Source organism: Novosphingobium sp. PhB55, assembly GCF_004368805.1.
Lineage (GTDB): Bacteria > Pseudomonadota > Alphaproteobacteria > Sphingomonadales > Sphingomonadaceae > Novosphingobium.
On sequence record NZ_SODQ01000005.1, the window covers coordinates 372,568 to 393,952 of the forward strand.

21 protein-coding genes are annotated in these 21,385 nt (G+C 65.7%); 9 read left to right on the forward strand and 12 right to left on the reverse strand.

Annotated elements, in window-relative coordinates; all coding sequences use genetic code 11:
- The first annotated feature begins 14 nt into the window (after positions 1-14).
- Both EDF57_RS14420 and EDF57_RS14425 read left to right on the forward strand, forming a co-directional pair.
- Positions 15-1,448 carry a glutamate synthase subunit beta gene (locus EDF57_RS14420; RefSeq protein WP_132264441.1) on the forward strand — a complete coding sequence of 478 codons (1,434 nt, stop codon included), beginning with the start codon at positions 15-17 and terminating at the stop codon, positions 1,446-1,448.
- 178 nt (positions 1,449-1,626) lie between these two features.
- Positions 1,627-1,935 carry an antibiotic biosynthesis monooxygenase family protein gene (locus EDF57_RS14425; RefSeq protein WP_134094777.1) on the forward strand — a complete coding sequence of 103 codons (309 nt, stop codon included), beginning with the start codon at positions 1,627-1,629 and terminating at the stop codon, positions 1,933-1,935.
- Between the two features lie 29 nt (positions 1,936-1,964).
- On the opposite strand, the gene ung is transcribed toward EDF57_RS14425, so the two are convergent.
- Entirely contained in the window at positions 1,965-2,636 is a 672-nt protein-coding gene (gene ung, locus EDF57_RS14430; protein ID WP_132265279.1) for a uracil-DNA glycosylase, read from the reverse strand.
- 138 nt (positions 2,637-2,774) lie between these two features.
- On the opposite strand from ung, the gene EDF57_RS14435 reads away from it, so the two are divergent.
- Genes EDF57_RS14435 through EDF57_RS14445 form a run of 3 tightly spaced genes read left to right on the forward strand, consistent with a single transcriptional unit; the run spans position 2,775 to position 4,620 of the window.
- A complete protein-coding gene (locus EDF57_RS14435) occupies positions 2,775-3,398 on the forward strand; it encodes a ribonuclease D (RefSeq protein WP_134094778.1) in 624 nt (207 codons plus the stop codon).
- 17 nt (positions 3,399-3,415) lie between these two features.
- Complete coding sequence (gene lptC, locus EDF57_RS14440; protein ID WP_132264436.1) at positions 3,416-4,063, forward strand: LPS export ABC transporter periplasmic protein LptC; 648 nt, start codon at positions 3,416-3,418, stop codon at positions 4,061-4,063.
- A 14-nt stretch (positions 4,064-4,077) separates the two neighbouring features.
- Positions 4,078-4,620, forward strand: a complete 543-nt coding sequence (locus EDF57_RS14445; RefSeq protein ID WP_134094779.1) for an LptA/OstA family protein — start codon at positions 4,078-4,080, stop codon at positions 4,618-4,620.
- 169 nt (positions 4,621-4,789) lie between these two features.
- On the opposite strand, the gene EDF57_RS14450 is transcribed toward EDF57_RS14445, so the two are convergent.
- From EDF57_RS14450 to EDF57_RS14470, 5 genes are all read right to left on the reverse strand, one after another.
- The gene (locus tag EDF57_RS14450) at positions 4,790-6,190 is read right to left on the reverse strand and encodes a sugar transferase (protein ID WP_132264432.1); all 1,401 of its coding nucleotides are present in this window, start codon (positions 6,188-6,190) and stop codon (positions 4,790-4,792) included.
- 148 nt (positions 6,191-6,338) lie between these two features.
- Positions 6,339-7,397 carry a DNA polymerase III subunit delta gene (gene holA, locus EDF57_RS14455; protein WP_132264430.1) on the reverse strand — a complete coding sequence of 353 codons (1,059 nt, stop codon included), beginning with the start codon at positions 7,395-7,397 and terminating at the stop codon, positions 6,339-6,341.
- A gap of 61 nt (positions 7,398-7,458) precedes the next feature.
- On the reverse strand, positions 7,459-7,896 hold the full coding sequence (lptE, locus tag EDF57_RS14460; RefSeq protein WP_165921377.1) for an LPS assembly lipoprotein LptE: 438 nt from the start codon (positions 7,894-7,896) through the stop codon (positions 7,459-7,461).
- A gap of 86 nt (positions 7,897-7,982) precedes the next feature.
- On the reverse strand, positions 7,983-10,514 hold the full coding sequence (leuS, locus tag EDF57_RS14465; RefSeq protein WP_134094780.1) for a leucine--tRNA ligase: 2,532 nt from the start codon (positions 10,512-10,514) through the stop codon (positions 7,983-7,985).
- Between the two features lie 71 nt (positions 10,515-10,585).
- On the reverse strand, positions 10,586-11,053 hold the full coding sequence (locus tag EDF57_RS14470) for a DUF3576 domain-containing protein (protein ID WP_132264426.1): 468 nt from the start codon (positions 11,051-11,053) through the stop codon (positions 10,586-10,588).
- A 385-nt stretch (positions 11,054-11,438) separates the two neighbouring features.
- Between EDF57_RS14470 and EDF57_RS14475 the strand changes: the two genes are divergently transcribed.
- Positions 11,439-12,161: a hypothetical protein gene (locus tag EDF57_RS14475; RefSeq protein WP_134094781.1), complete on the forward strand. Its 723-nt coding sequence runs from the start codon at positions 11,439-11,441 to the stop codon at positions 12,159-12,161.
- A 140-nt stretch (positions 12,162-12,301) separates the two neighbouring features.
- Positions 12,302-13,024, forward strand: a complete 723-nt coding sequence (gene phbB / locus EDF57_RS14480) for an acetoacetyl-CoA reductase (protein WP_132264422.1) — start codon at positions 12,302-12,304, stop codon at positions 13,022-13,024.
- Positions 13,025-13,084: 60 nt separating this feature from the next.
- Here the strand turns inward: phbB and EDF57_RS14485 are convergent, their stop codons facing one another.
- Positions 13,085-13,411, reverse strand: a complete 327-nt coding sequence (locus tag EDF57_RS14485) for a YnfA family protein (RefSeq protein WP_134094782.1) — start codon at positions 13,409-13,411, stop codon at positions 13,085-13,087.
- A 169-nt stretch (positions 13,412-13,580) separates the two neighbouring features.
- On the opposite strand from EDF57_RS14485, the gene EDF57_RS14490 reads away from it, so the two are divergent.
- The gene (locus EDF57_RS14490) at positions 13,581-13,814 is read left to right on the forward strand and encodes a ribbon-helix-helix domain-containing protein (RefSeq protein WP_134094783.1); all 234 of its coding nucleotides are present in this window, start codon (positions 13,581-13,583) and stop codon (positions 13,812-13,814) included.
- 118 nt (positions 13,815-13,932) lie between these two features.
- Here EDF57_RS14490 and EDF57_RS14495 read toward each other — a convergent pair whose 3' ends face one another.
- On the reverse strand, positions 13,933-14,154 hold the full coding sequence (locus EDF57_RS14495) for a hypothetical protein (RefSeq protein WP_132264417.1): 222 nt from the start codon (positions 14,152-14,154) through the stop codon (positions 13,933-13,935).
- Between the two features lie 78 nt (positions 14,155-14,232).
- Positions 14,233-15,516 carry a UDP-N-acetylglucosamine 1-carboxyvinyltransferase gene (gene murA, locus EDF57_RS14500; protein ID WP_132264415.1) on the reverse strand — a complete coding sequence of 428 codons (1,284 nt, stop codon included), beginning with the start codon at positions 15,514-15,516 and terminating at the stop codon, positions 14,233-14,235.
- A 127-nt stretch (positions 15,517-15,643) separates the two neighbouring features.
- Between murA and EDF57_RS14505 the strand changes: the two genes are divergently transcribed.
- A complete protein-coding gene (locus EDF57_RS14505; RefSeq protein ID WP_132264413.1) occupies positions 15,644-16,537 on the forward strand; it encodes a UTP--glucose-1-phosphate uridylyltransferase in 894 nt (297 codons plus the stop codon).
- A gap of 144 nt (positions 16,538-16,681) precedes the next feature.
- Here EDF57_RS14505 and EDF57_RS14510 read toward each other — a convergent pair whose 3' ends face one another.
- The 3 genes from EDF57_RS14510 to EDF57_RS14520 all read right to left on the reverse strand — a co-directional run bounded on the left by EDF57_RS14510 (position 16,682) and on the right by EDF57_RS14520 (position 21,310).
- Positions 16,682-17,329 carry a lytic transglycosylase domain-containing protein gene (locus EDF57_RS14510; protein WP_134094784.1) on the reverse strand — a complete coding sequence of 216 codons (648 nt, stop codon included), beginning with the start codon at positions 17,327-17,329 and terminating at the stop codon, positions 16,682-16,684.
- Between the two features lie 67 nt (positions 17,330-17,396).
- A complete protein-coding gene (locus EDF57_RS14515; protein WP_134094785.1) occupies positions 17,397-18,515 on the reverse strand; it encodes a phytase in 1,119 nt (372 codons plus the stop codon).
- A complete protein-coding gene (locus tag EDF57_RS14520) occupies positions 18,515-21,310 on the reverse strand; it encodes a TonB-dependent receptor (protein WP_132264408.1) in 2,796 nt (931 codons plus the stop codon). Before EDF57_RS14520 ends, EDF57_RS14515 begins: the two co-directional genes overlap by 1 nt.
- Between the last annotated feature and the right edge of the window lie 75 nt (positions 21,311-21,385).

Sequence of the window (21,385 nt, forward strand, 5' to 3'; positions counted from 1 at the left end):
AGGAACGTATCAAGATGGGCAAGGAAACCGGCTTCCTCGAACTGGACCGCCAGGATCGCACTTACGGCGACGCCACCGAGCGCCTGAAGAACTACAACGAATTCGTCGTCCCGCTGTCGACGGAAGCGCTGAAGGACCAGGCATCGCGCTGCATGAACTGCGGCGTGCCGCACTGCCATACCGGCTGTCCGGTCAACAACATCATCCCCGACTGGAACCACCTGGTCTACGAGGACGACTTCAAGAACGCACTTGAAGTCCTCCACTCGACCAACAACTTCCCCGAGTTCACCGGCCGCATCTGCCCCGCCCCGTGCGAGGCCGCGTGCACGCTGAACATCATCGACCAGCCGGTCACCATCAAATCGATCGAATGCGCGATCGTCGACAAGGGCTGGCAGGAAGGCTGGATCACGCCGAAGCCTGCCGAGAAGAAGACCGGCAAGTCGGTGGCCGTGGTCGGTTCCGGCCCGGCGGGCATGGCCTGCGCGCAGCAGCTGGCCCGCGCCGGCCACTCGGTGACCCTGTTCGAGAAGAACGACCGGGTCGGCGGCCTGCTTCGCTACGGCATTCCCGACTTCAAGATGGAAAAGCACCTCATCAACCGCCGCCTGGTGCAGATGATGGCTGAAGGCGTGGAATTCCGCACCTCCACCGAAGTGGGCGTGACGGTCTCGGTCGCCTCGCTCAAGGAGAACTTCGACGCTGTCGTGTTCTCCGGCGGTGCCGAAGATCCCCGTCCGCTGAACATCCCCGGCTTCGAACTGCCGGGCGTGCGCTTCGCGATGGAATTCCTGACCCAGCAGAACAAGCGCAACGCCGGCGACGACGAGTTGCGCGCGGCTCCGCGCGGCACGCTCTCGGCCACCGGCAAGCACGTCATCGTCATCGGCGGCGGCGATACCGGCTCGGACTGCGTGGGCACTTCCAACCGCCAGGGCGCCGCTTCGGTGACTCAGCTGGAAATCATGCCCAAGCCGCCGCTTCACGAAAACAAGGCGATGTCCTGGCCGAACTGGCCGCTCAAGCTGCGCACCTCGTCCAGCCACGAAGAAGGCGTCGATCGCGACTGGGCGGTGCTGACCAAGCGCGTCGTCGGCGATAACGACGTCCGTGCCCTCGAATGCGTCCGCGTCGAGTGGAAGGACGGCAAGATGCAGGAAGTGGAAGGCAGCGAGTTCACGCTCCAGGCCGACCTCATCCTGCTCGCCATGGGCTTCGTCGGCCCCCGCAAGGCCGGCATGCTCGACCAGTCGGGCGTCGATCTGGACGCCCGCGGCAACGTCAAGGCCACCATGGTCGATTACCGCACCAGCGACCCGGCCATCTGGTCCTGCGGCGACATGCGCCGCGGCCAGTCGCTGGTGGTCTGGGCGATCCGCGAAGGCCGCCAGTGCGCCCGCGCCGTGGACGAAGCGCTCATGGGTGCTTCCGAACTGCCGCGCTGAAGCCGGCCGGTCCGCTGGATTGAAAAAGGGCGTTCCGCTGAATTGAAAAGGGGCGTTCCGCAAGGAGCGCCCCTTTTCATGCCGGCTTTCCGTCCGGGCGATCACTCCCGGCCGGCGATTGACCCAAGGCCGGGACGCGGCGAGGCTCGCTCGTACCTGTCCCCCGGAGAACGCCCGAATGCTGCTGGAAATCGCCGAGATCGAAGTGCGTCCGGGCGCCGAGGACGCTTTCGCCGCGGCCATGAACGAAGACGGGCTGGCCCAGCTCGCCGCCTGCAAAGGCGTCGTCTCCGTCCGATTCGGCCGGGGCGTGGAGAATCCGTCGAAATTCACCTTCAACGTCGTGTGGACATCGATGGAAGCCCACGAGGCTGCCCGCGCGCTCGACAGCTTTACCCGCTTCCGCGCCGCCTTCGGCGACATGGGCGTGGGCGGGGCGATGAGCCACTACGTCATGGACGAGGCCATATCCGGCGTCTCCGCCTGAACGCGCCGCTGTGACGCGGCGCCAACGGCCTACCAGTCGATCCGGCCGCGACCGTTGGCCTCCAGAAAGGCATTGGCCTGGCTGAAGGGCCGGCTGCCGAAGAATCCGGCATGGGCAGACAGCGGGCTGGGATGCGGCGCGGTCAGCACGAGGTGATGGCTGGAGGCCAGACCCGGCACCCGCATGGCTTTCTTCTTCGCGTGATTGCCCCAGAGCAGGAACACGCAGGGCTCCGCTTTCGCGGCGACGGCGGCCACGGCAGCATCGGTGATCGCTTCCCAGCCCTTCTTCTGGTGAGACCCGGCCTGGCCCTCCTCCACTGTCAGCGCATTGTTCAGCAGCAGCACGCCTTGCCGCGCCCAGTGCTCCAGGTTGCCGTGTCCCGGCGCCGTGACGCCGCAATCGGTCGCCAGTTCCTTGTACATGTTCGCCAGCGAAGGCGGCACCCGCACGCCATGCGCCACCGAGAACGCCAGGCCATGCGCCTGTCCGGCACCGTGGTAGGGATCCTGCCCCAGGATGACCACGCGCACTTCGTCCAGCGGCGTCAGTTCCAGGGCGCTGAGGCGGCTGCCGCGCGGCGGATAGATCCGCTTTCCGGCGTCTTCCTCGGCCTGAAGCCAGCCGCCGAGATGGCGCGATTCGGGGGAATCGAGCACCGGACCTAGCGCGGCCTGCCAGGATGGCGGCACGCCCTGCATGGCTCCTGAAGCGTCCACTTGCGGCTTACTCCCGATCTGTCGGCGGCCATCGGCATCCCGGACTTGTGCGTTCGGATCAAACTCCGGCCGCCTTGGCCATTGCCTAACTCAGGCCCAGTCCCTAAGCATTTCCGGACCATGGCTGTCTATCTCCACGAAGAAGATCTCCCCGAAGGCGTGCTTGCGCCGGGACCCGTCGCCGTCGACACCGAGACGATGGGCTTGATCACCCCGCGCGACCGCCTTTGCGTGGTCCAGATTTCCGACGGACAGGGCGACGAGCATCTCGTCCGCTTTGCGCCCGGCAGCGACTTTGCCGCGCCGAACCTGAAAGCGGTGCTGGCCGATCCGGCGCGCCTGAAACTCTATCACTTCGCGCGGTTCGACCTCGCGGCGATCGAGCACTACCTGGGCGTCACCGCCGCACCGGTATTCTGCACCAAGATCGCCAGCAAGCTCGTGCGGACCTACACCGATCGACACGGGCTGAAGGACCTGGTGCGCGAACTGCTGGGCAAGGAAGTCTCCAAGCAGCAGCAGTCCAGCGACTGGGGCGCCGCCGAACTGACCGAGGCGCAGAAGGACTATGCCGCCTCGGACGTGCGATACCTTCATGCGATGCACCAGATCCTGGTGATGCGCCTTGCGCGCGAGAATCGCAGCGACATCGCCCAGGCCTGTTTCGACTTCCTGCCCGCCCGCGCCCGGCTCGACCTGGCCGGCTGGCCGGACCACGATATCTTCAGCCACGAAGCCGCCTGATCGGAGCGTAAACAGGCATGTCGGTCGAAGCCAACCAGGTCCGCAACCGCCGCCGGCACTTTGCCGCGCCCGGCGGCTCGCACGATCGCATGGTGGCCTTCCTTGCCAAGGCCCTGCCCGCGGGCATCGGGCTGGTCGCGGCCGTCATGATCCTGGTGCCGCTCTCCCCGCGGGGCGAGATCAGCTTCCTGCTCGACCGTAACAAGGTGGCGACCACCGGCGAGCGTATCGCCGTCGACAACGCCGCCTATCGCGGCCAGGACAACCAGGGCCGCGATTTCGTGGTCACGGCCGGCACCGCGGTGCAGCGCTCGCCCGAAATCCCCATCGTCGAGATGCAGAAGCTCATCGCCAGGATGAACTTGCGCGACGGCCCGGCCGACATCGCCGCGCCGCGCGGCGCCTACAATTTCGACAATGACACCATGGCGGTGGACGGCCCGGTCAACTTCAAGTCGTCCGACGGCTATACGATGACCACCAGCAAGGTGGACGTCGACATCAAGGAGAAGACGGCGGTCGCATCGGGCGGTGTCCAGGGCACCGTGCCCTCCGGCACCTTCAAGGCCGACAAGATGCACGCCGATCTCGACACCCGCAATATTACGCTCGAAGGCAATGCCCGGATGCGCATTACGCCCGGCAAGCTGAGGATGCCGCAATGACCCCCCGCGCCAAAATGACCTTCCGAGCCAGCCTGTCCAAATCGGGCCTGCTCCAGTCCCGCCTGTTCCGCGCTTCCATCGCCGCCCCGGTGGCCGGGCTGGCCCTGTTCGCCGCCGGCCAGCAGCTGGGCGCGCAGGCGATCTCCGGCCACAATTCGAATGCGCCCGTCGATTTCGGTGCAGACCGCATAGAGCTGCAGGACAAGCAGAACCGGGTCGTGCTGACCGGCAATGTCGACATTACCCAGGCCGACCTGCGCCTGCGCGGCGCGCGCACGGTGATCGACTTCACCAAGGGCGACCAGACCCAGGTGCAGCGCATCACCGCCAGCGGCAATGTCGTCGTCACCCGTCAGGACCAGGTGGCCACCGGCGATACCGCCATCTACGACTTCAACCAGCGCATCATCACCATGGTCGGCAATGCCAGCCTCAAGCGCGGCACCGGCGATACCCTGCACGGCGGCCGCTTCGTGATGGACCTCAAGAGCGGCGTCTCCTCCGCCTCGGGAGGCCGCGTCAAGGGCACCTTCAACGTCCCCAAGAAGACCAACTGACGGCGAAGGCTCGATACGTCTCAGAGGCCGCCCTCAGGACGAAAGCGCATTCAGCAGGCATAGCAAAAAGGCCGGTCACGACCCTGGGGTCATGACCGGCCTTTTTGCTGTGCCTGGACCTTCTTCCGGGCGGAGGCGACCTTCGGGAAAGGCCGCGCTCCGCGACGGGTCAGAAGGCGCGATCGTGGACGAGAACCCGCAGGGTGAGGAACATGATGTGCAGGTCGCGCATGATGGTCCAGCCTTCGAGATATTCGAGATCGGACTGGAGGCGATTGATCAGGTCCGATTCCTGGTCCGTGGCGCCGCGATAGCCGCGCACCTGGGCCAGGCCGCTCAGGCCCGGCTTCAGGCAGTGGCGCTGCCAGTAGCGGCGATCCACTTCCCAGAACAGCTTCTCGCCCGCCAGCGAGCCCGTGGCGTGGGGACGCGGCCCAACCAGGCTCATGTCGCCCAGCAGCACGTTGAAGAGCTGGGGCAGCTCGTCGATGCTGGTGCCGCGAATGAAGCGGCCGACCCGGGTGATGCGCTGGTCCTCCTTAGAGGCCGAGACGTTGCCGTTCGTGTCGCACAAGGCCTGCGTCATGCTGCGGAACTTGTACATGTTGAAGAAGCGGTTGCCGCGGCCCATCCGGCGCTGGACGAAGAACACCGGTCCGCCGTCCTGCAGCTTCACGGCCAGTGCCACGACCAGCAGCAGCGGCGAGAGCGCCAGGATCGCCGCGCCGGAGAAGGCGACGTCGAAGATGCGCTTGATGGCGCGCTCGCGTATTCCGAGCGGCCCTGCCGAGACGAGCAGCAGGCCGTGCTGACCCGTGACGCGCGCACCCTGGGCACCCAGACGCGCGACTTCGTCGTCCAGCACTTCACCGTCGACATTGGCGCCCTTGAGCACCATGGCCCATTCCGCGCGGCGGTCGGCCGGGCAGCTCACCACGACCCGGTCGATGTTGCGCAGCACGAGGCCGACGCGGTCGAGCGAATCGGGGTCCTTGAGGTTGGGCCGCAGCCCCATGGCTGCCGCCGAGACGCGGATCGCGCCCGGCATGCGCAGCTGCGGACCGCCATCATCGATGATCAGCTCATTGATGACATTGGCACCGCAGCGCCAGTGGACGAAGCTGCGAAGCTGCAGGCGCGACCAGGCGATAAAGCCCATGGCGCAGATCACCCCGCCGCTGAACGCCCCGCGGGACAGTTCGGCGGAGGACTTCATGAGGAACTGCACGAAGACGACGACGACGACCGCCACCACCATCGACACTTCCGCACGGAAGATACCTCGCCAGCCGTCGCGAAGCGCGTCGGTGGAGTAGGCGGCATTGTACAAGGCCAATGTGAGGAAAATCGGCAAGAGCACTTGTCCGTAGACGAGTGCCATCTGAAATCCCCGGCCGGTATCATAAAGCCAGCCAGCCAGTGCGAAGCCAGCCAGCAGGGCCACAAGGTCCCCAACCAGCAAGGCAAGATAACATTGAAGCCGTCTACGTTCGAGCGAAGGTGCGACGAGAAGTTCGTCTGCTTCGGAGCGCTGAACGGCTTGGGTCGATACTGCAAATGGCGCATTCATGCGTTCAACACTCCCGAATTGTCGAACTCATGCCCCCCGGATCCCCTCGTCCTGTCCTACCACCAATGCCACGAATGAAAGTCCGTGCTGCACTGCAATAGGCGAATGTCCTTATGAACATTCCATCGGCGCGGGAAAGCCGATTCAGTTAAGCTGTTCTTTTTATCCGTTGTTTGCCATCAAGCGTAGCAATTCTAGCTATTTCGACTAACCCTTCCGCGAGAAGAAGGTCAGCATCCTGGCTATTACCCAAAAGGGTTTGGTGCATTGCAATAAGACGGGCAACCAGCCGTTCCAAACGATTACCACGCCAGATCCGCAATTGCACCCCAAGTGCTGGTTTGTCTTTCCAGAAAATTCGGCGGGAAGCCGCTTCCGAATCGATCAGGGCGGCCACGTCGCCGCTTCTTCCAAGCCGCGAATTCAGCCCGGCGAGCTGCGCCGTGCGCCGCTCGAAGGCGAGCAGCAGGCCAACGGCATTGATGCCCTGGTCGCGCAAGCGCTTGAGTTCGGGGCCGATCGCATCCCGCTTGCCGCCCAGCACCGCGTCAACCAGCGGTCCGAAATCGTCGTCCTCGGTCGCAGCGCCCACGGCATCGAGATCCGCGGCGGATACCGGGCGCGGCGTCTCCGCGCTGGCATCGAGATAGAGCGCCAGCTTGGTCACTTCCGAGCGCGCCAGACGGGTATCCAGGCCGGAGGCCCGGGCGATTCGCTCGGCAAGGTCGCTGCCCATCTTCAGGCCGGCGCCATTCGCCATCGTGCGCACCGCGCTGGTCACCGACGACAAGTCGGGCGGGTAGAACATCGCCACCAGCCCGTCGGGCCGATTCGCCAGGAGCTTGGCGGTGCGCGACTTGTCGGTGGCGCCGGTCGCCACGATCAGGACCGGGCAGGCGTCCACTTCGTTTTCGAGCAGGATCTGGACGGCATCGTGCGCCTCGTCGCCCTGGGCGCGCACCCAGATATGGCGAGAGGTGCCGCCGAACAGCGAATTGGAGCGCGCCTCGTCACCCAGCTTGACCGGGTCGCGGCGCAGTTCGGAGCCGGCGATCTCCACCCGCTCGCCAGGTTCGGGCAGGAAAGAGAGGATCTTCGCCGCGGCGTCGCTCGCGCCGGCCTCGTCCGGGCCGCAGAAGAAGAAAACCCGCGCCTGCTGTGCGGCGCGGGCTGCAAGGCCGCCGAAGTCCTTCTGGGTGGCCTTCACGCCCCCGCTCCGCAAGGACGCACGGGCGCTGGCCTCATTTCTCTGGGCCGCATCGGCCCGGTTACTGCTTGGTGTCGCCGCGCAGGCGCAGCGCGACGGCGGTGACGATCCGGGTGGCGACGTCCTTCGACATGTTTTCGAGCGCGGTCTGTTCCGCCGCGATCGTCGCATAGTCCGAAGAGACGACGTCGATGCCCGCATCCGATCCGGCAGTGGCGTCGAGCACGATCTCGTTGCTGGACATGTCGACCAGCTGATAGCGCGCGCGAAGCGTGCGGCGTTCACGACCGATGGTATCGTCCGAAAGCAGGGCAAAGCCTTCGAGCTTGTCGTCCAGGCGGATGTCGAGGCGGTAGCGCGGCGCTACGCCGCTCTTTTCCGCGCCGAGCTGATCGACCACGGCATTGCGGACCAGCCAGCCCGCACGCCCTTCGATCGCCGCGACCTGCACGCCCTGAAGCCCGCGCGCGACGGCACCGCTGCCGCCCCCCGCATACATCGGCTGGAGACCGCATCCGGCCAGCACAGCGGCCCCGAGAAGAGCCGGGCTGACGAGACGCAGGAAACGAGGGCGCAGAAAACCCTTCACGCGACGAGATTTACCAGTCGGTCGGGAACGACGATCACTTTCCTCACCTCGGCTCCATCCAGTGCACGCTGCACTTTCTCGCTGGCAAGGGCAAGCGCTTCAAGCTCTTCCTTGGACGTGCCCTTGGCCACGGTCAGGGTGTCGCGCAGCTTGCCCTTCACCTGCACCGCCACGGTCACTTCGTCCTCGACCAGCAGCGCCGGATCGACGGCAGGCCAGGCCGCCTGGGCGACGAGACCTTCGCCGAACTGGGCGAAAGCTTCCTCGGTCAAGTGCGGCATCATCGGCGAGACGAGCAGCAGAAGCGTACGGATCGCGCTCGAGCGGCTGGCCGAAGGGGCCGCCTTCTCCACCGCGCCGGTCAGTTCGTAGATGCGCGCCACGGCCTTGTTGAAGCCCAGCGATTCGATGTCCGAAGCGACCGCGGCCACCGTCTGGTGCGCCTTGCGGTCGATCGCCTTGTCGTCCCCCGTTACCGAGGCATCGTATTGGGCGAACAGGCGCCAGAGGCGCTGCACGAAGCGGCCGCAGCCCTCGATGCCGGCTTCCGACCACGGCAGGTCGCGCTCCGGCGGGCTGTCCGACAGCATGAACCAGCGGATCGCGTCGGCACCGTAAGTCGCGACGATCTCATCGGGATCGACGACGTTCTTCTTCGACTTCGACATCTTGATGACGCGGCCGACTTCGACCGGTGCGCCATCGGCCTTGAGCGTGGCGGTTTCGGCGCCGCGCTCGATCTCGCCGGGCGAGAAGTAGACCGGCTGGCCATTGGCATCGTTGATGCGGAAATAGGTTTCGTGCGTGACCATGCCCTGCGTGAACAGGCTGGCGAAGGGTTCCTTCACCTCGATCTTGCCGATGCGGGCCAGCGCGCGCGTCCAGAAGCGGGCGTAGAGCAAGTGCAGGATCGCATGCTCGATACCGCCGATATACTGTTCCACCGGCAGCCATTCGGCGATCTTGGCCGGATCGAACGGACGATCTTCCGGCTGGCTGGCGAAGCGCAGGAAATACCACGAGCTGTCGACGAACGTGTCCAGCGTGTCGGTTTCGCGGCGCGCGGCATGGCCGCACTGCGGGCAATCGACATGCTTCCAGGTCGGATGGCGCACCAGCGGGTTACCGGGAGTCGTGAAATCGACGTCCTCAGGCAGCGTGACCGGCAGGTGCTTCTTGGGCACCGGCACCACACCGCAAACCTCGCAGTGGATGAACGGGATCGGCGTGCCCCAATAGCGCTGGCGCGAGACGCCCCAGTCGCGCAGGCGCCACACGGTCTTGCCCTCACCCCAGCCTTCCGCCTCAGCGCGCGCGATGACGGCGGCCTTGGCGTCCTTCACGGCCATGCCGTTGAGGAAGTCGGAGTGGACGCAGACGCCGTCACCAGCCTCGGACTCGCCGTCGAACGGCTTGTCGGCATCGGCTTCGCTCGCCGCGACGACGCGCAGGATCGGCAAACCGTACTTGGTGGCGAATTCGAAGTCGCGCTGGTCGTGGCCGGGAACGGCCATGACCGCGCCGGTGCCGTAGTCCATCAGCACGAAGTTGGCGATGAACACCGGCAGGTCGGCGCCCGTGAACGGGTGCTTGGCCTTGACGCCGGTATCGAAGCCCAGCTTCTCCGCGGTTTCCAGCTCGGCCGCCGTCGTCCCGCCCTGCTTGCACAGCGCGATGAAGTCCTCGACCTCGGGACGACCCACAGCCACCGCCTGCGCGATCGGGTGATCGGCGGCGACGGCCACGAAGCTGGCGCCGAAGATCGTGTCCGGACGCGTCGAATAGACTTCGACCGAGCCGATGCCACCGATTTCAGCCGAGAGGTCGAACTTGAACTGCAGGCCCTGCGACTTGCCGATCCAGTTCTCCTGCATCGTGCGGACCTTCTCGGGCCACTTGTCGAGCGTGGAGAGACCGTCCAGCAGTTCGTCGGCAAAGTCGGTGATCTTGAGGAACCACTGGGAAAGCTTGCGCTTCTCCACCAGCGCGCCCGAGCGCCAGCCGCGTCCGTCAATCACCTGCTCGTTGGCAAGCACGGTCATGTCGACCGGATCCCAGTTGACCGCCGATTCCTTGCGGTAGACGAGATCGTTTGCGTAGAGATCGAGGAACAGCGCCTGCTCGTGGCCGTAGTATTCCGGCTCGCAGGTGGCGATCTCGCGGCTCCAGTCGAGCGCGAAGCCCAGGCGCTTCAGCTGCGCCTTCATGTTGGCGATGTTCTCGCGCGTCCAGCCGCCGGGGTGGACGCCCTTTTCCATCGCCGCGTTCTCGGCGGGCATGCCGAACGCGTCCCAGCCCATCGGATGGAGCACTTCGTGGCCGGTCATGCGCTTGTAGCGCGCCAGCACGTCGCCCATCGTGTAGTTGCGGACGTGGCCGATATGGATGCGCCCCGAAGGATAGGGGAACATCTCAAGCACGAAGCTGCGCGGCTTGGACGAAGTGTCGTCCGCCTTGAAGCACTGCGCGTCGTCCCACGCAGCCTGCCAGCGCGTGTCCGCCTGAGCCGGATCGAACCGCTCGGTCATCTTAATCGAGTCTCCTGCGGGTAAGCCCCCGCACAGTCGCGGCACCGGCCGGTGCCGCGTTCAAAAAACAATCAGCCGCCGATCGAATCGCGGCGAAGGTCGCGGGCGCGGGTGAGGATGATGTCCTCCAGCTTCTGCACGGTGGCAGCCTGCACCGGTGCCGCAGCCCAGCCGCCGTTGGCGGAGACTTCGCGCTGCGCGGTGACGCGCAGGGCGTCGGCGCGCAGGTCCTTGTCGAGGATCATGACGGTGACCTTGACGCGCTCGCCCGGCTGCTTGGGATTCACGTACCAGTCGGTGACGATGACGCCGCCGGCGCTGTCCGACTGGAGCAGCGGCATGAACGAGAGCGAATCGAGGCTGGCGCGCCACAAGTAGCTGTTCACGCCGATCGTGGTCACCGCCGAGGGCGCGATCGAGGAATTCACCTGCTTGCGGCCACCGCCACAGCCGGCCAGTGCAAGCGCGGCCACGGCGCAGAAGCCCGCGGTTGCCAGCGATCGAGCAGAGAGAAGGCCGGTATGGGTGCTGCCTGTCATCGTAATTCCCAGTTCCTGTCTTGGCGAAGGCGCCGGACTTTCCGCGCGCCTGCCGTAAAACGCCTCTATAGCCGCCATTGCCCGGCGGCAAGTGCGGCTTCTTCAGCTTGCGGCCATAACCCCTGCAAGGCTAAACGCTTGCTGAACGGCGGCGCGGCGCGGGAAAGCGCCTTTCTGCCCCTTCCCCGCGTGGATCAGCCTGTGTTAAGATGCCGCGGCCAGAATGGAGCTACCGGCTATCGCCTTTCGCCGCGCCATCCTGCAGGCCGGCATGGCCGGGCAGGATGTGTTGGCGCCGGAAGGCGGAATTGGGGCCTGCCGGAATGGAAGACGACTGGGACTTGAAGTGACGGAAAGCGAGCGCAATCACGCGTCGAAAAGCGGCATGAGGACCAGCATGATGCTGGCCTGCTGCGTGACCGTGCTCGCCTTGCCCAGCGCCGTCCTGGCCTTCACCACCACGTTCAAGGCCGATCCCTCGAATCGCGCCCTCGATGCGCTCGATGCCGAGACTTCGCCCGAGAACCTGTCCCGCGCCATTGCCATGCGCTCGCTGGGTAATGGCGATGCCTTCCCGTTCACCCCGGCCGGGGCCGCGGGCCGCCGCGAACGCGCCGTCACGGTGGCGGTGCGCGTCGATCCCCAAGCCGCGCAGGCGATCATCGTGCGCAATCGCAACCCGATGCCGCATAGCGAGCTGGCCAGCGTCGGCGGCCTGAAGATCGCGCCCGCCGCCTTCAACCTGGGCGTGGCGCGCGGCTATCAGAACTTCGCGGCCGACATCACTCCGGCCGCCCCCCCTGCCCGCGGCCTTGCCGACGCGCCGGAACTGAAGAAGTTCAGCCTTCAGGCCGGAACGCCTTCGCAGAAGGAGCCGCGGTTCACCACGCGCCTGTCGATCGACGAAAAGCGCGCGCCTGGCCGCGCACCGCACACTTTCGTAGGCGAAGCGGGTGAGGTCGACCTGGCCGGAGCCTACCGCGTGACCGACAATCTCGATCTGACGGCAGGCGTTCGCTACTCGCAGGATCGCGAACGCCTGGTGCCCCTGACCGACGGCAGGCAGGACAGCCAGGCAGTCTATGTGGGCACGCAGTTCAAGTTCTGATTTTTGCAACTCAGGCTGCATTTCTCTCAATCCGACATGGCGTAATTAAAGCTTGCTGCGGGAGGGCTTCCGCTTGCCCTTGCGCACGGCATTTCCTAGCCTGTGCTTGGTGGATGCTCACTAAGCGAAAGGCTATTTGAATGGCGCGCGTTGCTATCGTTACCGGCGGAACCAGGGGTATCGGGGAGGCTGTGTCGCTGGCCCTCCAGGAGAGGGGCCACACCGTAGTTGCAAATTATGCAGGCAATGACGAGAAGGCCAAGGCTTTCACGGACAAGACCGGAATTGCCGCCTACAAGTGGGACGTAGGCGACCATGAAGCCGTGCTCGACGGCGTCGCGCGGGTGACCGAGGAAGTCGGCCCCGTCGATATCGTCATCAACAACGCCGGCATCACGCGCGACGGCGTGCTTCACAAGATGAGCTTCGATGACTGGAACGAGGTGATGCGCATCAACCTCGGCGGGTGCTTCAACATGGCGAAGGCCACGTTCTCCGGCATGCGCGAGCGCGGCTGGGGCCGCATCGTCAACATCGGCTCGATCAACGGCCAGGCCGGCCAGTACGGCCAGGTGAACTATGCCGCGGCCAAGTCCGGCATCCACGGCTTCACCAAGGCGCTGGCCCAGGAAGGCGCCAAGTACGGCGTCACCGTCAATGCCATCGCGCCCGGCTACATCGATACCGACATGGTCGCCGCCGTCCCGGCGCCGGTCCTTGAGAAGATCGTCGCCAAGATCCCCGTCGGCCGCCTCGGCAACGCCTACGAGATCGCGCGCGGCTGTGCCTTCCTCTGCTCCGACAATGCGGGCTTCGTCACCGGCTCTACCCTGAGCATCAACGGCGGCCAGCACATGTATTGAGCCATCGGCGGACCGGCCCGCGCGTCGGGTCGGTCCGCCCTGCTCTTCTGGCCTTTGGGTTCAGACCTTGTGCGGCCCGAAGAGAATCATGGCCGCGCCCACCAGACAGACGGCCACTCCGCCGAGATCCCAGCGATCCGGGCGAACGCCCTCGGCGATCCAGAGCCATAGCAGGGCTGAAGAGATGTAGATTCCGCCATAGGCGGCATAGGCCCGCCCGGCATTGCTGCTGTCCACCAGCGTCAGCAGCCAAGCGAAAAGCACCAGCGAAACGCAGCCCGGCAATAGCCAAAGGGGAGACTTCCCCATCCGCAGCCAAGCCCAAAACGCAAAACAGCCCCCGATTTCGGCCAGCGCCGCGCCGATGTAGATGATAACGCTCTGCATTCCCGATCGATAGCGAGGGGCGGCCAGCCTGTCTCCCGGCTTCTCGGGCCATGGCGCAAAGGTGAGGCAGCGGGCGACGAAAGCGCCGGCGTCCCGGAATCAGCGGCAAGTCAGCCTGACGCGATTCCAGGCCATTCACCCGGGTCGCGCCGCCTGCTAGGCAAGGGCAATGACGTCGATCTACCACCCGCCGATCAAGCGCTCGATCGAGATCGCGGGTCACAAGACCTCGATCAGCCTCGAACCGGTGTTCTGGGACCTGCTGCGCCAGGTCGCCGCCGAAGGGGGGATTCCGATCAACGCGCTCGTGGCGCGGATCGATGCCGAGCGGCTGGAAGCGGATACCCCGCCCGGTCTGGCAAGCGCCATTCGCGTATGGCTGGTCGCGGCCCTGCAGGCCTGAACGCCCGGCCTTGCGATGTAAAGCGGTGAGGCGCCAACCGGTAAGGGGCGGAAACCTTGCGGTCCCGCCCCTTGGGTACACTGCGATGGCTCGCAGGAGATCGTTTTCCCGCAGGAACTCAGTAGGTGGACGGCGGATCGCTGGCCGGGAAGCTCTCGTCGATCGCCTCGTCGGTCTTGGACCAGCGCGGCGGCTTGTGAGTCATGTTCTCCGGCCCGGCATCGCGCACGCTATAGTTCTCGGACCCGCCGGCGGTTGCCGCCTGCTGGCCGTCGCGATTGGCATACTTGTAAAGCGCGTAGCCGATGGCTCCGGCTGCGGCCAATTTGATCAAGCCCATGGTCGTTGCTCCTCCTGGGGTGTCCGGACCCTTTCGGGTATTCGGGGGAGCAACGCGCCATCGCGCCGATAGGTTGCGTTACTCGCCGCCGACCCGTTCGATCTGTGCGCCGACCAGAGCGAGCTTTTCTTCCAGCCGCTCGTAGCCGCGATCGAGGTGGTAGAGGCGGTGTACCTGCGTCTCGCCCTCCGCCGCCAGGCCGGCGATGACCAGGCTCATCGAAGCGCGCAAGTCCGTTGCCATCACTTCCGCGCCTGTCAGCTTCTGCACGCCGTGGACCACGGCGGTGCGGCCCTTGGTCTCGATATGCGCGCCCATGCGGTTGAGTTCGGGAACGTGCATGTAGCGGTTCTCGAAGATCGTCTCGGTCAGCACGCTGGAGCCTTCGGCACGGCACAGCAGGGCCATCAGCTGGGCCTGCATGTCCGTGGCGAAACCGGGGTAGGGCGCGGTGGAAAGAGTGACGGGCTTCAGCGGACCGTCGGCCGCGACATGGAGGCCGTCAGCCGTCGGTTCGACATGGACGCCGGCATCGCGCAGGGCCTGCACGGTGGCTTCCATATCCTCGATCTTCGCGCCCTTCAGCGTCACTTCGCCGCCGGTGATCGCCGCCGCGCAGGCATAGGAGCCGGCCTCGATACGGTCGGGCATGACCATGTAGGTCGCGCCGTGAAGGCGGGACACGCCGTGGATGGTGAGGTCCGAAGTGCCGATCCCTTCGATCTGCGCGCCCATGGCGACCAGCAGGTTGCAGAGGTCGACGATCTCGGGCTCGCGCGCGGCGTTGTGCAGCGTGGACTTGCCGGTGCAGAGCACGGCGGCCATCAGCGCGTTCTCGGTCGCGCCGACCGAGACCACCGGGAAGGAATAGCGGCCGCCGGGAAGGCCGCCGTCCGGCGCGATGGCGCGGACGTAGCCGGCCGCCATCTCGATCTGGGCGCCGAGCGCTTCCAGCGCCTTCAGGTGCAGGTCGATCGGGCGGTTGCCGATCGCGCAGCCGCCGGGCAGCGACACGGTCGCCTCGCCCATGCGGGCCAGCATCGGGCCGAGAACCAGGATCGAGGCGCGCATCTTGCGCACGAGATCGTATGGCGCGACCGAACTGGTGATGCGGGTGGCCTGGAGCGTCATCACGCGGCCGAAATCTTCGGGACGGCTGCCGGCGATCATCGTCGAGATGCCGAACTGGTTCATCAGGTGCTGGAACCCGTCGATGTCTGCCAGGCGCGGCAGATTGCGCAGGGTCAGCGGCTCTTCGGTCAGCAAGGCACAGGGCAGGAGCGTCAACGCCGCGTTCTTCGCGCCGGAAACGGGGATGGTGCCGGAGAGGCGCTTGCCGCCTTGGATGATGATCTTGTCCATGGCCCGCTCTTTAACGGGATTTGGCCGTGCAGCAAGCACACCTCGGAGAAAGATGGATAGACTGTTGCGCTGCATCTGCGAAGCGGCTTTAATCGCATTGTAACCAAACGGAGTCAGACCTTTACCCATGTCTGCACCACAGTTCAAAAAGCCCGTCCGAAAAGCCGTATTTCCGGTAGCAGGACTTGGAACCCGCTTTCTTCCCGCCACAAAGGCGATTCCGAAGGAACTTCTTCCGGTCGTCGACCGGCCTCTGATTCAATACGCGGTCGACGAAGCCCGCGAAGCCGGGATCGAGGAGTTCGTCTTCGTCACCGGCCGCGGCAAGACCGCGATCGTCGAACATTTCGATACGGCCTATGAACTGGAAGCGACCATGTCCTCGCGGGGCAAGTCGCTCGACCCCCTCGAACCGACCCGCATCCAGCCCGGCAACCTGGTGACCGTGCGCCAGCAGGTCCCGCTCGGCCTGGGCCACGCGGTCTGGTGCGCCCGCGCCGTGATCGGCGACGAACCTTTCGCGATCTTCCTTCCCGACGAACTGATGTACGGCTCGCCCGGCTGCATGGCGCAGATGGTCGAAGCCTATAACGAAGTGGGCGGCAACCTGGTCTCGGTGCTCGAAGTGCCGCAGGAAGAAGTCTCCAGCTACGGCGTGATCGCGCCGGGCGCCACGCTCGACGTGCTCGGCGGTGCGCTGACCGAAGTGAAGGGCCTGGTCGAAAAGCCCAAGGTGGCCGAAGCGCCCTCGAACAAGATCGTTTCGGGCCGCTACATCCTCCAGCCGGAAATCATGGATCTCCTGGCGAACCAGGGCAAGGGCGCCGGCGGCGAGATCCAGCTCACCGATTCGATGGCCAAGCTGATCGGCCAGCAGCCGTTCCACGCCGTGACGTTCGCCGGCCAGCGGTTCGACTGCGGTTCGAAGGTCGGCTTCGTGGAAGCCACGCTCGCCATCGCGCTCGATCGCTCGGATATCGGCGAGGAAGTGCGGACCATCGCGAAGAAGCTCCTGGGCTGAGCCTTTCTTCCCTGTGATTCAGACGAAAAGCGCGCCCCGCAAGGCGCGCTTTTTTCTTGGGCGGGAAAGGTCGGAAGAGCGCCGTCGAACCACTGGCTCCGGCGTTCTGTCCGCCGGTGAGCGATCACACCGATCGGCGCGTTGTCAGTGGCGGACCGGGTCCGTCAGGCGCGCCATGATCGAGGCGACATAGGCCTGGGTCTCGCGGATGCGCGGGATTCCGCCCGCCTTCTGCACGCGGCCGGGACCGGCATTATAGGCCGCGAGCGCCTTTTCGATATCGCCGCCGAAAGCATCCAGCTGCATGCGCAGATAGCGCGCGCCGCCTTCGAGGTTGGCCATCGGGTCGCCCGCATTGACCCCCATCTGCGCCGCCGTGCCGGGCATGAGCTGAGTCAGTCCGCGCGCGCCGACGGGTGAGAGCGCCGCCTCGTTCCAGCGGCTTTCCTGCCAGACCACCGCTTCGAACAGGGTCGGGCTGATGTCGTACTTGGCCGCGAGTTCCGCGACCCGCGCCCGCCAGCGGGTCGGACCCGCAGCATCGAGCGCCTGGGTGATCGACTGGGGATGGAGCTGCGAGGCTTCCAGTCCGGCCGGAACCGGCTCCACTTCGGCCACTTGCGCGCCCACGGTGTCACCGCCCTGCCCCGCCGGACCGCCGGCCACCCACTGGTAGCCTCCGGTGCCGACCTGGAGGACATCGGCCAAGGCGGCCTGCGGACAAGCGAAGCCGGACACAGCCATCACGGCCGCGCCGGCGATTCCCATCATGCGATTCGTGATCCGCGTCATCGCCGCCCTGTTACTCCAGCCCGGTACACCCCCTCAAGGCCGGAGATTCGCAGGGCGGCGGCACGCATCACTGAATGCCCAGAGCCGTGCGAATCGCGCGCCAGGACAGCATCTTGAAGTTCTGCGCCTTCGGGGCGTTGTCCCCGTCCTGCGCGACCATCAGGCCCTCCGGGAACTGCGGACCGAAATCGCCGAGCGCGACTTCGATGCCGTCGGTGTCGCTGGTTCCGCGGATCGGACCGCCATTGATGCGGAAACGGCCGGAGAGCTTGCCCGAAGACAAGTCGAACAGGGCATAGGCATTGTCGCCCTGGCTGGAAGCCACGAGCCAGGCCCGGCCCCCGCTTTCGCGCGCGATCGCCAGCCCCTCGACATCGGCGACGAGGCCATCCTGCGCCCCGACACGGGCGAAGGGCTCGGCCACCAGGGTGGCACCGGCCAGCGGCACCTTCCAGATGCCGACGTCTTCCTCGGCCACGAACAGCACCTTGCCGGCATCGTCCACCACGCAGCCTTCGGACTGCGTCGCGAACTTCACCAGCCGCACGTAGTCCGCGGCAATCCGGCCGTCCTTTTCGACCAGGCGGCTCTCCGCCACCGAGCCGTCCTTGAGCACGACATAGGCGCGGGCCAGTTCGTCACGCGCCAGGGGGCTGCCCATGCAGAAGCCGTAAGCCTCGGCCGGGGCATGGCCGGCGGGCAGGAATGTCTCGGACCCGAGCGCCGCCAGCTTGCCGCTGGCACCGTCCAGCGCGAAAAGCGCGATGCGCGGCTCGGCGCGGTCGGTACGGTCGCTCGCGCCCACGAGGATCCGCTGCGAACCGTCGGCAAAGCGCACTTCGCGCAAGTCGGCATTGTTGAGCGCGCCTGCCGCGGCGAAATCCCGCACTTTGCCGTCGAGGCCGTAAACGTAGAGCCCCGCCTTCTTGTCGGTGCCCAGCACCAGGCTGGCGGCCGGATCGGCGGCATTGCGCCAGATCGCCGGATCGTCGGCGGCATCGACATTGGCCGTGCCGACCGGGTCGGTCTCGGCCTGCGCGGGAACATCCGTGGCTGGAAGCATGACGGCGGCAGGCGCCCCGCCCGTCGTCGCGCATCCGCCAAGGGCGCCAAGCAGAAGGGCCGGGAGCAATGCTCCCGACCCCTGCTTCACGATTCCCGAAAGGTTCGTGAAGGCTGCCTTCATCAGAAGGTCACCCGCGCGCCGAACTTCACGGTCGAGCCATATTCCTCGTACTGGAGGACGCGCTTGGCGCCGCCGAGGTTCTGATAGGCGAAGTACTTGGCATTGTTGACGTTCACCCAGTCCGCGAAGAGGCGGATGTTCTCGGTGACCTTGTACTTGGCCGAGAGGTCCAGCTGGAAGTGCTGGTTGACCGTGCGGTCGGTCTCGGCGTCGTCGCCCACTTCGTCGAGGTACTTGTCGCGGAAGGTACCGGCGGCGCGCAGGCTGACCGGGCCCTTCTCGTAGCCGAGCACGACGTTGAAGGTGTTCTTCGACGCGTTCGGCAGGGCGATGCGGCGAGCGATCTGCGTGCCGTCATCGTCGGAGAACACGGTGCCGCGGGCATAGGTGTACGTGTAGTTGATCTGCGTCAGCAGCCCGTCGAACGGCGAGGGCAGCATCGAGAACACCTGGCTGAAGCTGGCTTCCAGGCCGGCGATCGTGGCGGTGTCGCCGTTCACCGGAACGGTCAGCTCGTCATAGGCGATGCCGTTGTAGACGCCGCTTTCCTTCGAGTTGTAGCTATAGGTGTAGTCCTTGACCGACTTGTAGAAGCCGCCGATCGAGAGGGCACCGTTGTTCGTGAAGTAGTAGTCGAACCCGGCGTCGAAGTTCCAGGCCTGGTAGGGCTTCAGCTCCGGATTGCCGACTTCCAGCTCAAGATCGTCGTTGATCGTGTTGCGCGGGGCCAGCTGCGAGAGCTTGGGGCGCACGATCGTCTTGTAGCCGGCCGCGCGGGCGACCAGGTTCTGCTGCGGGCTGAAGCGCAGCGTCAGGCTGGGCAGCCAGTTGGTGTAGTTGCGCTTGTAGTTCAGCGGATCGATGGTGATCGTGTCGTCGCCATTGTCGGTGACGAGGCTGCCGTTGAGTTCGTTGTGCGTGCGCTCCATGCGCACGCCGCCGATCACGCGGAGCGTCGAGCTGTCCCAGCGGGCCATCGCGTAGCCGGCCAGGATGTCCTCACGCACCGAATAATCGCTGACGGCCGAGTTCAGGGCACTTTCGTAATCGTTGATGACGAACGAGTCCGGGTTCGACAGCAGGTAGTCGGCCGGGCCGGTCTTGCTGGCGACCGGGCCCATGTCGACCAGGCGATAGGTCTGCTTGCCCAGCACGTCGGCCAGCGTGTAGTCCGGCGCGCCGTCGGCCAGTTCGTAGTAGTTCATGTTGAAGTCGTAGGACTTCTTGCGCCAGCGCGCCTTGGCGCCGGCCTGAACGGTGAAGTCGCCATTGTCGCCGGCAAAGGTGCGGGCGAGGTCGGCCTTGACGGCCCATTCCTCGTCCTGGCTGTCGGACAGGGTGGTCAGCTCGGTCTTGTTGAATTCATAGGCCGAGGCATCGTTGAACTCGCTGTCCGGGTCGGCGGTGACCGCGTAAGTCGGATAGTACTTGTTCGCGTAGTCGGTGGCGACCACCACGCCTTCGTTGAAGCGGGCGCGGAAGCGGGTCGGGTCGATCGAGAACGTTTCCTTCTCGCTCGACTTGGCATAGCTCGCCTGCCAGTTGAACTTCCACGTACCGGTGTCGGTGTCGCTGCCGATGGCGACGCTGCGGATGCGCTGGCGTTCGAAGCGATCCTTCAGGTCGCGCTCGACGGTGATGCGCTCGTCATCCGAATCGAAGGTGGCGCTGGAGTCCGTGCTGCTGCTCGGACCGTCGAAGTCGCTGAAGTCGAGCGTGGTGCGGCGGCGATATTCGTGATCGTCGAACTGCGCCCAGTTGCCGCGCACGTAAGCCTTGGTCGTGTCCGACACGCGCCAGTCGGCCGAGAGCGCGGCGTTGATGCGGGTGCGCTCCACGTCATAGTCGCGGTATTCGACCGATTCGGCCCAGGCATTGCCGCTATCGTCGACGTTCCAGCCGCCGGTCTCGACGTTGTCGGTCTCGAACTTGCGCTTGTAGTAGCTGACCGAGCCGGCGATGCCGAAATCGTCGCCCAGCTTCTGGGTGAAGTCGAACGAACCCTTCGGCGTGACCTTGCCCGAATAGTCGTTCCAGCTGCCCTCGGCGCTGAGCGAGTAGCGGTTCTTCTTCGAATCGAAGGCGCTGGTGGTCTTGATCTCGACCGAGGCGCCGATGAAGTCGCCGTCCATATCGGGGGTGAAGGACTTCTTCACTTCCACCGATTCGATGGTGTCTGACGAAACCACGTCGAGCGCGACCGAGCGGGCGTCCGATTCCGGCGCCGGCATGCGAACGCCGTTGATCGAGGTGCCGTTGAGGTCGGGATCGAGGCCGCGAACCGAAACGTAGCGGCCTTCGCCCTGGTCGTTGAGGATGTTCACGCCCGGCAGGCGGCGAAGCGATTCGGCGACGTTCTGGTCGGGGAACTGGCCCACGGCGTCGCGTGTCAGCACGGAAACCACACCGTCGGCGGCCTTCTGGCGCGACAGGGCGCTGGTGAGGTTCGCGGTCTGGCCGGTGACGAGGATGTCGCCGCCGCCGATCGCGGGCAGGTCGAAGTTGCTGGCGATGCGGCCGGTGGCGGCCACCGAGACGCTCTGGGTGGTCACTTCGGCGCCGACATAGCGCGCTTCCAGGGTGTAGGTACCGGCGGGCACGTCACCGAAGATGAAGTTGCCTCCGCGGTCGGTCTCGGCCGAGCGGTTCAGTTCGACGATGCGAACCGAAGCCGACTGCAACGGACGCACGCCCGACGCGTCATGAACGCTGCCGGCGACTTCGCCGGCGTGCGCGATCGTGGCGAACGATGCCGAGGCGAGCAGGCCGGCTGCGATCCGGAAGGAGGTTTTCATGTACTGGAACCCTGTTTTGCGACGAATTGCGGCGCGTCTAGGCAGGGTTCGTGACAGTTACGTGCCAATGTCATG

Bases quoted from the DNA above. Each gene is read 5' to 3' on its own strand.
- EDF57_RS14420 (WP_132264441.1), top strand. From the start codon at position 15: ATGGGCAAGGAAACCGGCTTCCTCGAACTGGACCGCCAGGATCGCACT.
- EDF57_RS14425 (WP_134094777.1), top strand. From the start codon at position 1,627: ATGCTGCTGGAAATCGCCGAGATCGAAGTGCGTCCGGGCGCCGAGGAC.
- ung (WP_132265279.1), bottom strand. From the start codon at position 2,636: ATGCAGGGCGTGCCGCCATCCTGGCAGGCCGCGCTAGGTCCGGTGCTC.
- EDF57_RS14435 (WP_134094778.1), top strand. From the start codon at position 2,775: ATGGCTGTCTATCTCCACGAAGAAGATCTCCCCGAAGGCGTGCTTGCG.
- lptC (WP_132264436.1), top strand. From the start codon at position 3,416: ATGTCGGTCGAAGCCAACCAGGTCCGCAACCGCCGCCGGCACTTTGCC.
- EDF57_RS14445 (WP_134094779.1), top strand. From the start codon at position 4,078: ATGACCTTCCGAGCCAGCCTGTCCAAATCGGGCCTGCTCCAGTCCCGC.
- EDF57_RS14450 (WP_132264432.1), bottom strand. From the start codon at position 6,190: ATGAATGCGCCATTTGCAGTATCGACCCAAGCCGTTCAGCGCTCCGAA.
- lptE (WP_165921377.1), bottom strand. From the start codon at position 7,896: ATGTATGCGGGGGGCGGCAGCGGTGCCGTCGCGCGCGGGCTTCAGGGC.
- leuS (WP_134094780.1), bottom strand. From the start codon at position 10,514: ATGACCGAGCGGTTCGATCCGGCTCAGGCGGACACGCGCTGGCAGGCT.
- EDF57_RS14470 (WP_132264426.1), bottom strand. From the start codon at position 11,053: ATGACAGGCAGCACCCATACCGGCCTTCTCTCTGCTCGATCGCTGGCA.
- EDF57_RS14475 (WP_134094781.1), top strand. From the start codon at position 11,439: ATGAGGACCAGCATGATGCTGGCCTGCTGCGTGACCGTGCTCGCCTTG.
- phbB (WP_132264422.1), top strand. From the start codon at position 12,302: ATGGCGCGCGTTGCTATCGTTACCGGCGGAACCAGGGGTATCGGGGAG.
- EDF57_RS14485 (WP_134094782.1), bottom strand. From the start codon at position 13,411: ATGCAGAGCGTTATCATCTACATCGGCGCGGCGCTGGCCGAAATCGGG.
- EDF57_RS14490 (WP_134094783.1), top strand. From the start codon at position 13,581: ATGACGTCGATCTACCACCCGCCGATCAAGCGCTCGATCGAGATCGCG.
- EDF57_RS14495 (WP_132264417.1), bottom strand. From the start codon at position 14,154: ATGGGCTTGATCAAATTGGCCGCAGCCGGAGCCATCGGCTACGCGCTT.
- murA (WP_132264415.1), bottom strand. From the start codon at position 15,516: ATGGACAAGATCATCATCCAAGGCGGCAAGCGCCTCTCCGGCACCATC.
- EDF57_RS14505 (WP_132264413.1), top strand. From the start codon at position 15,644: ATGTCTGCACCACAGTTCAAAAAGCCCGTCCGAAAAGCCGTATTTCCG.
- EDF57_RS14510 (WP_134094784.1), bottom strand. From the start codon at position 17,329: ATGACGCGGATCACGAATCGCATGATGGGAATCGCCGGCGCGGCCGTG.
- EDF57_RS14515 (WP_134094785.1), bottom strand. From the start codon at position 18,515: ATGAAGGCAGCCTTCACGAACCTTTCGGGAATCGTGAAGCAGGGGTCG.
- EDF57_RS14520 (WP_132264408.1), bottom strand. From the start codon at position 21,310: ATGAAAACCTCCTTCCGGATCGCAGCCGGCCTGCTCGCCTCGGCATCG.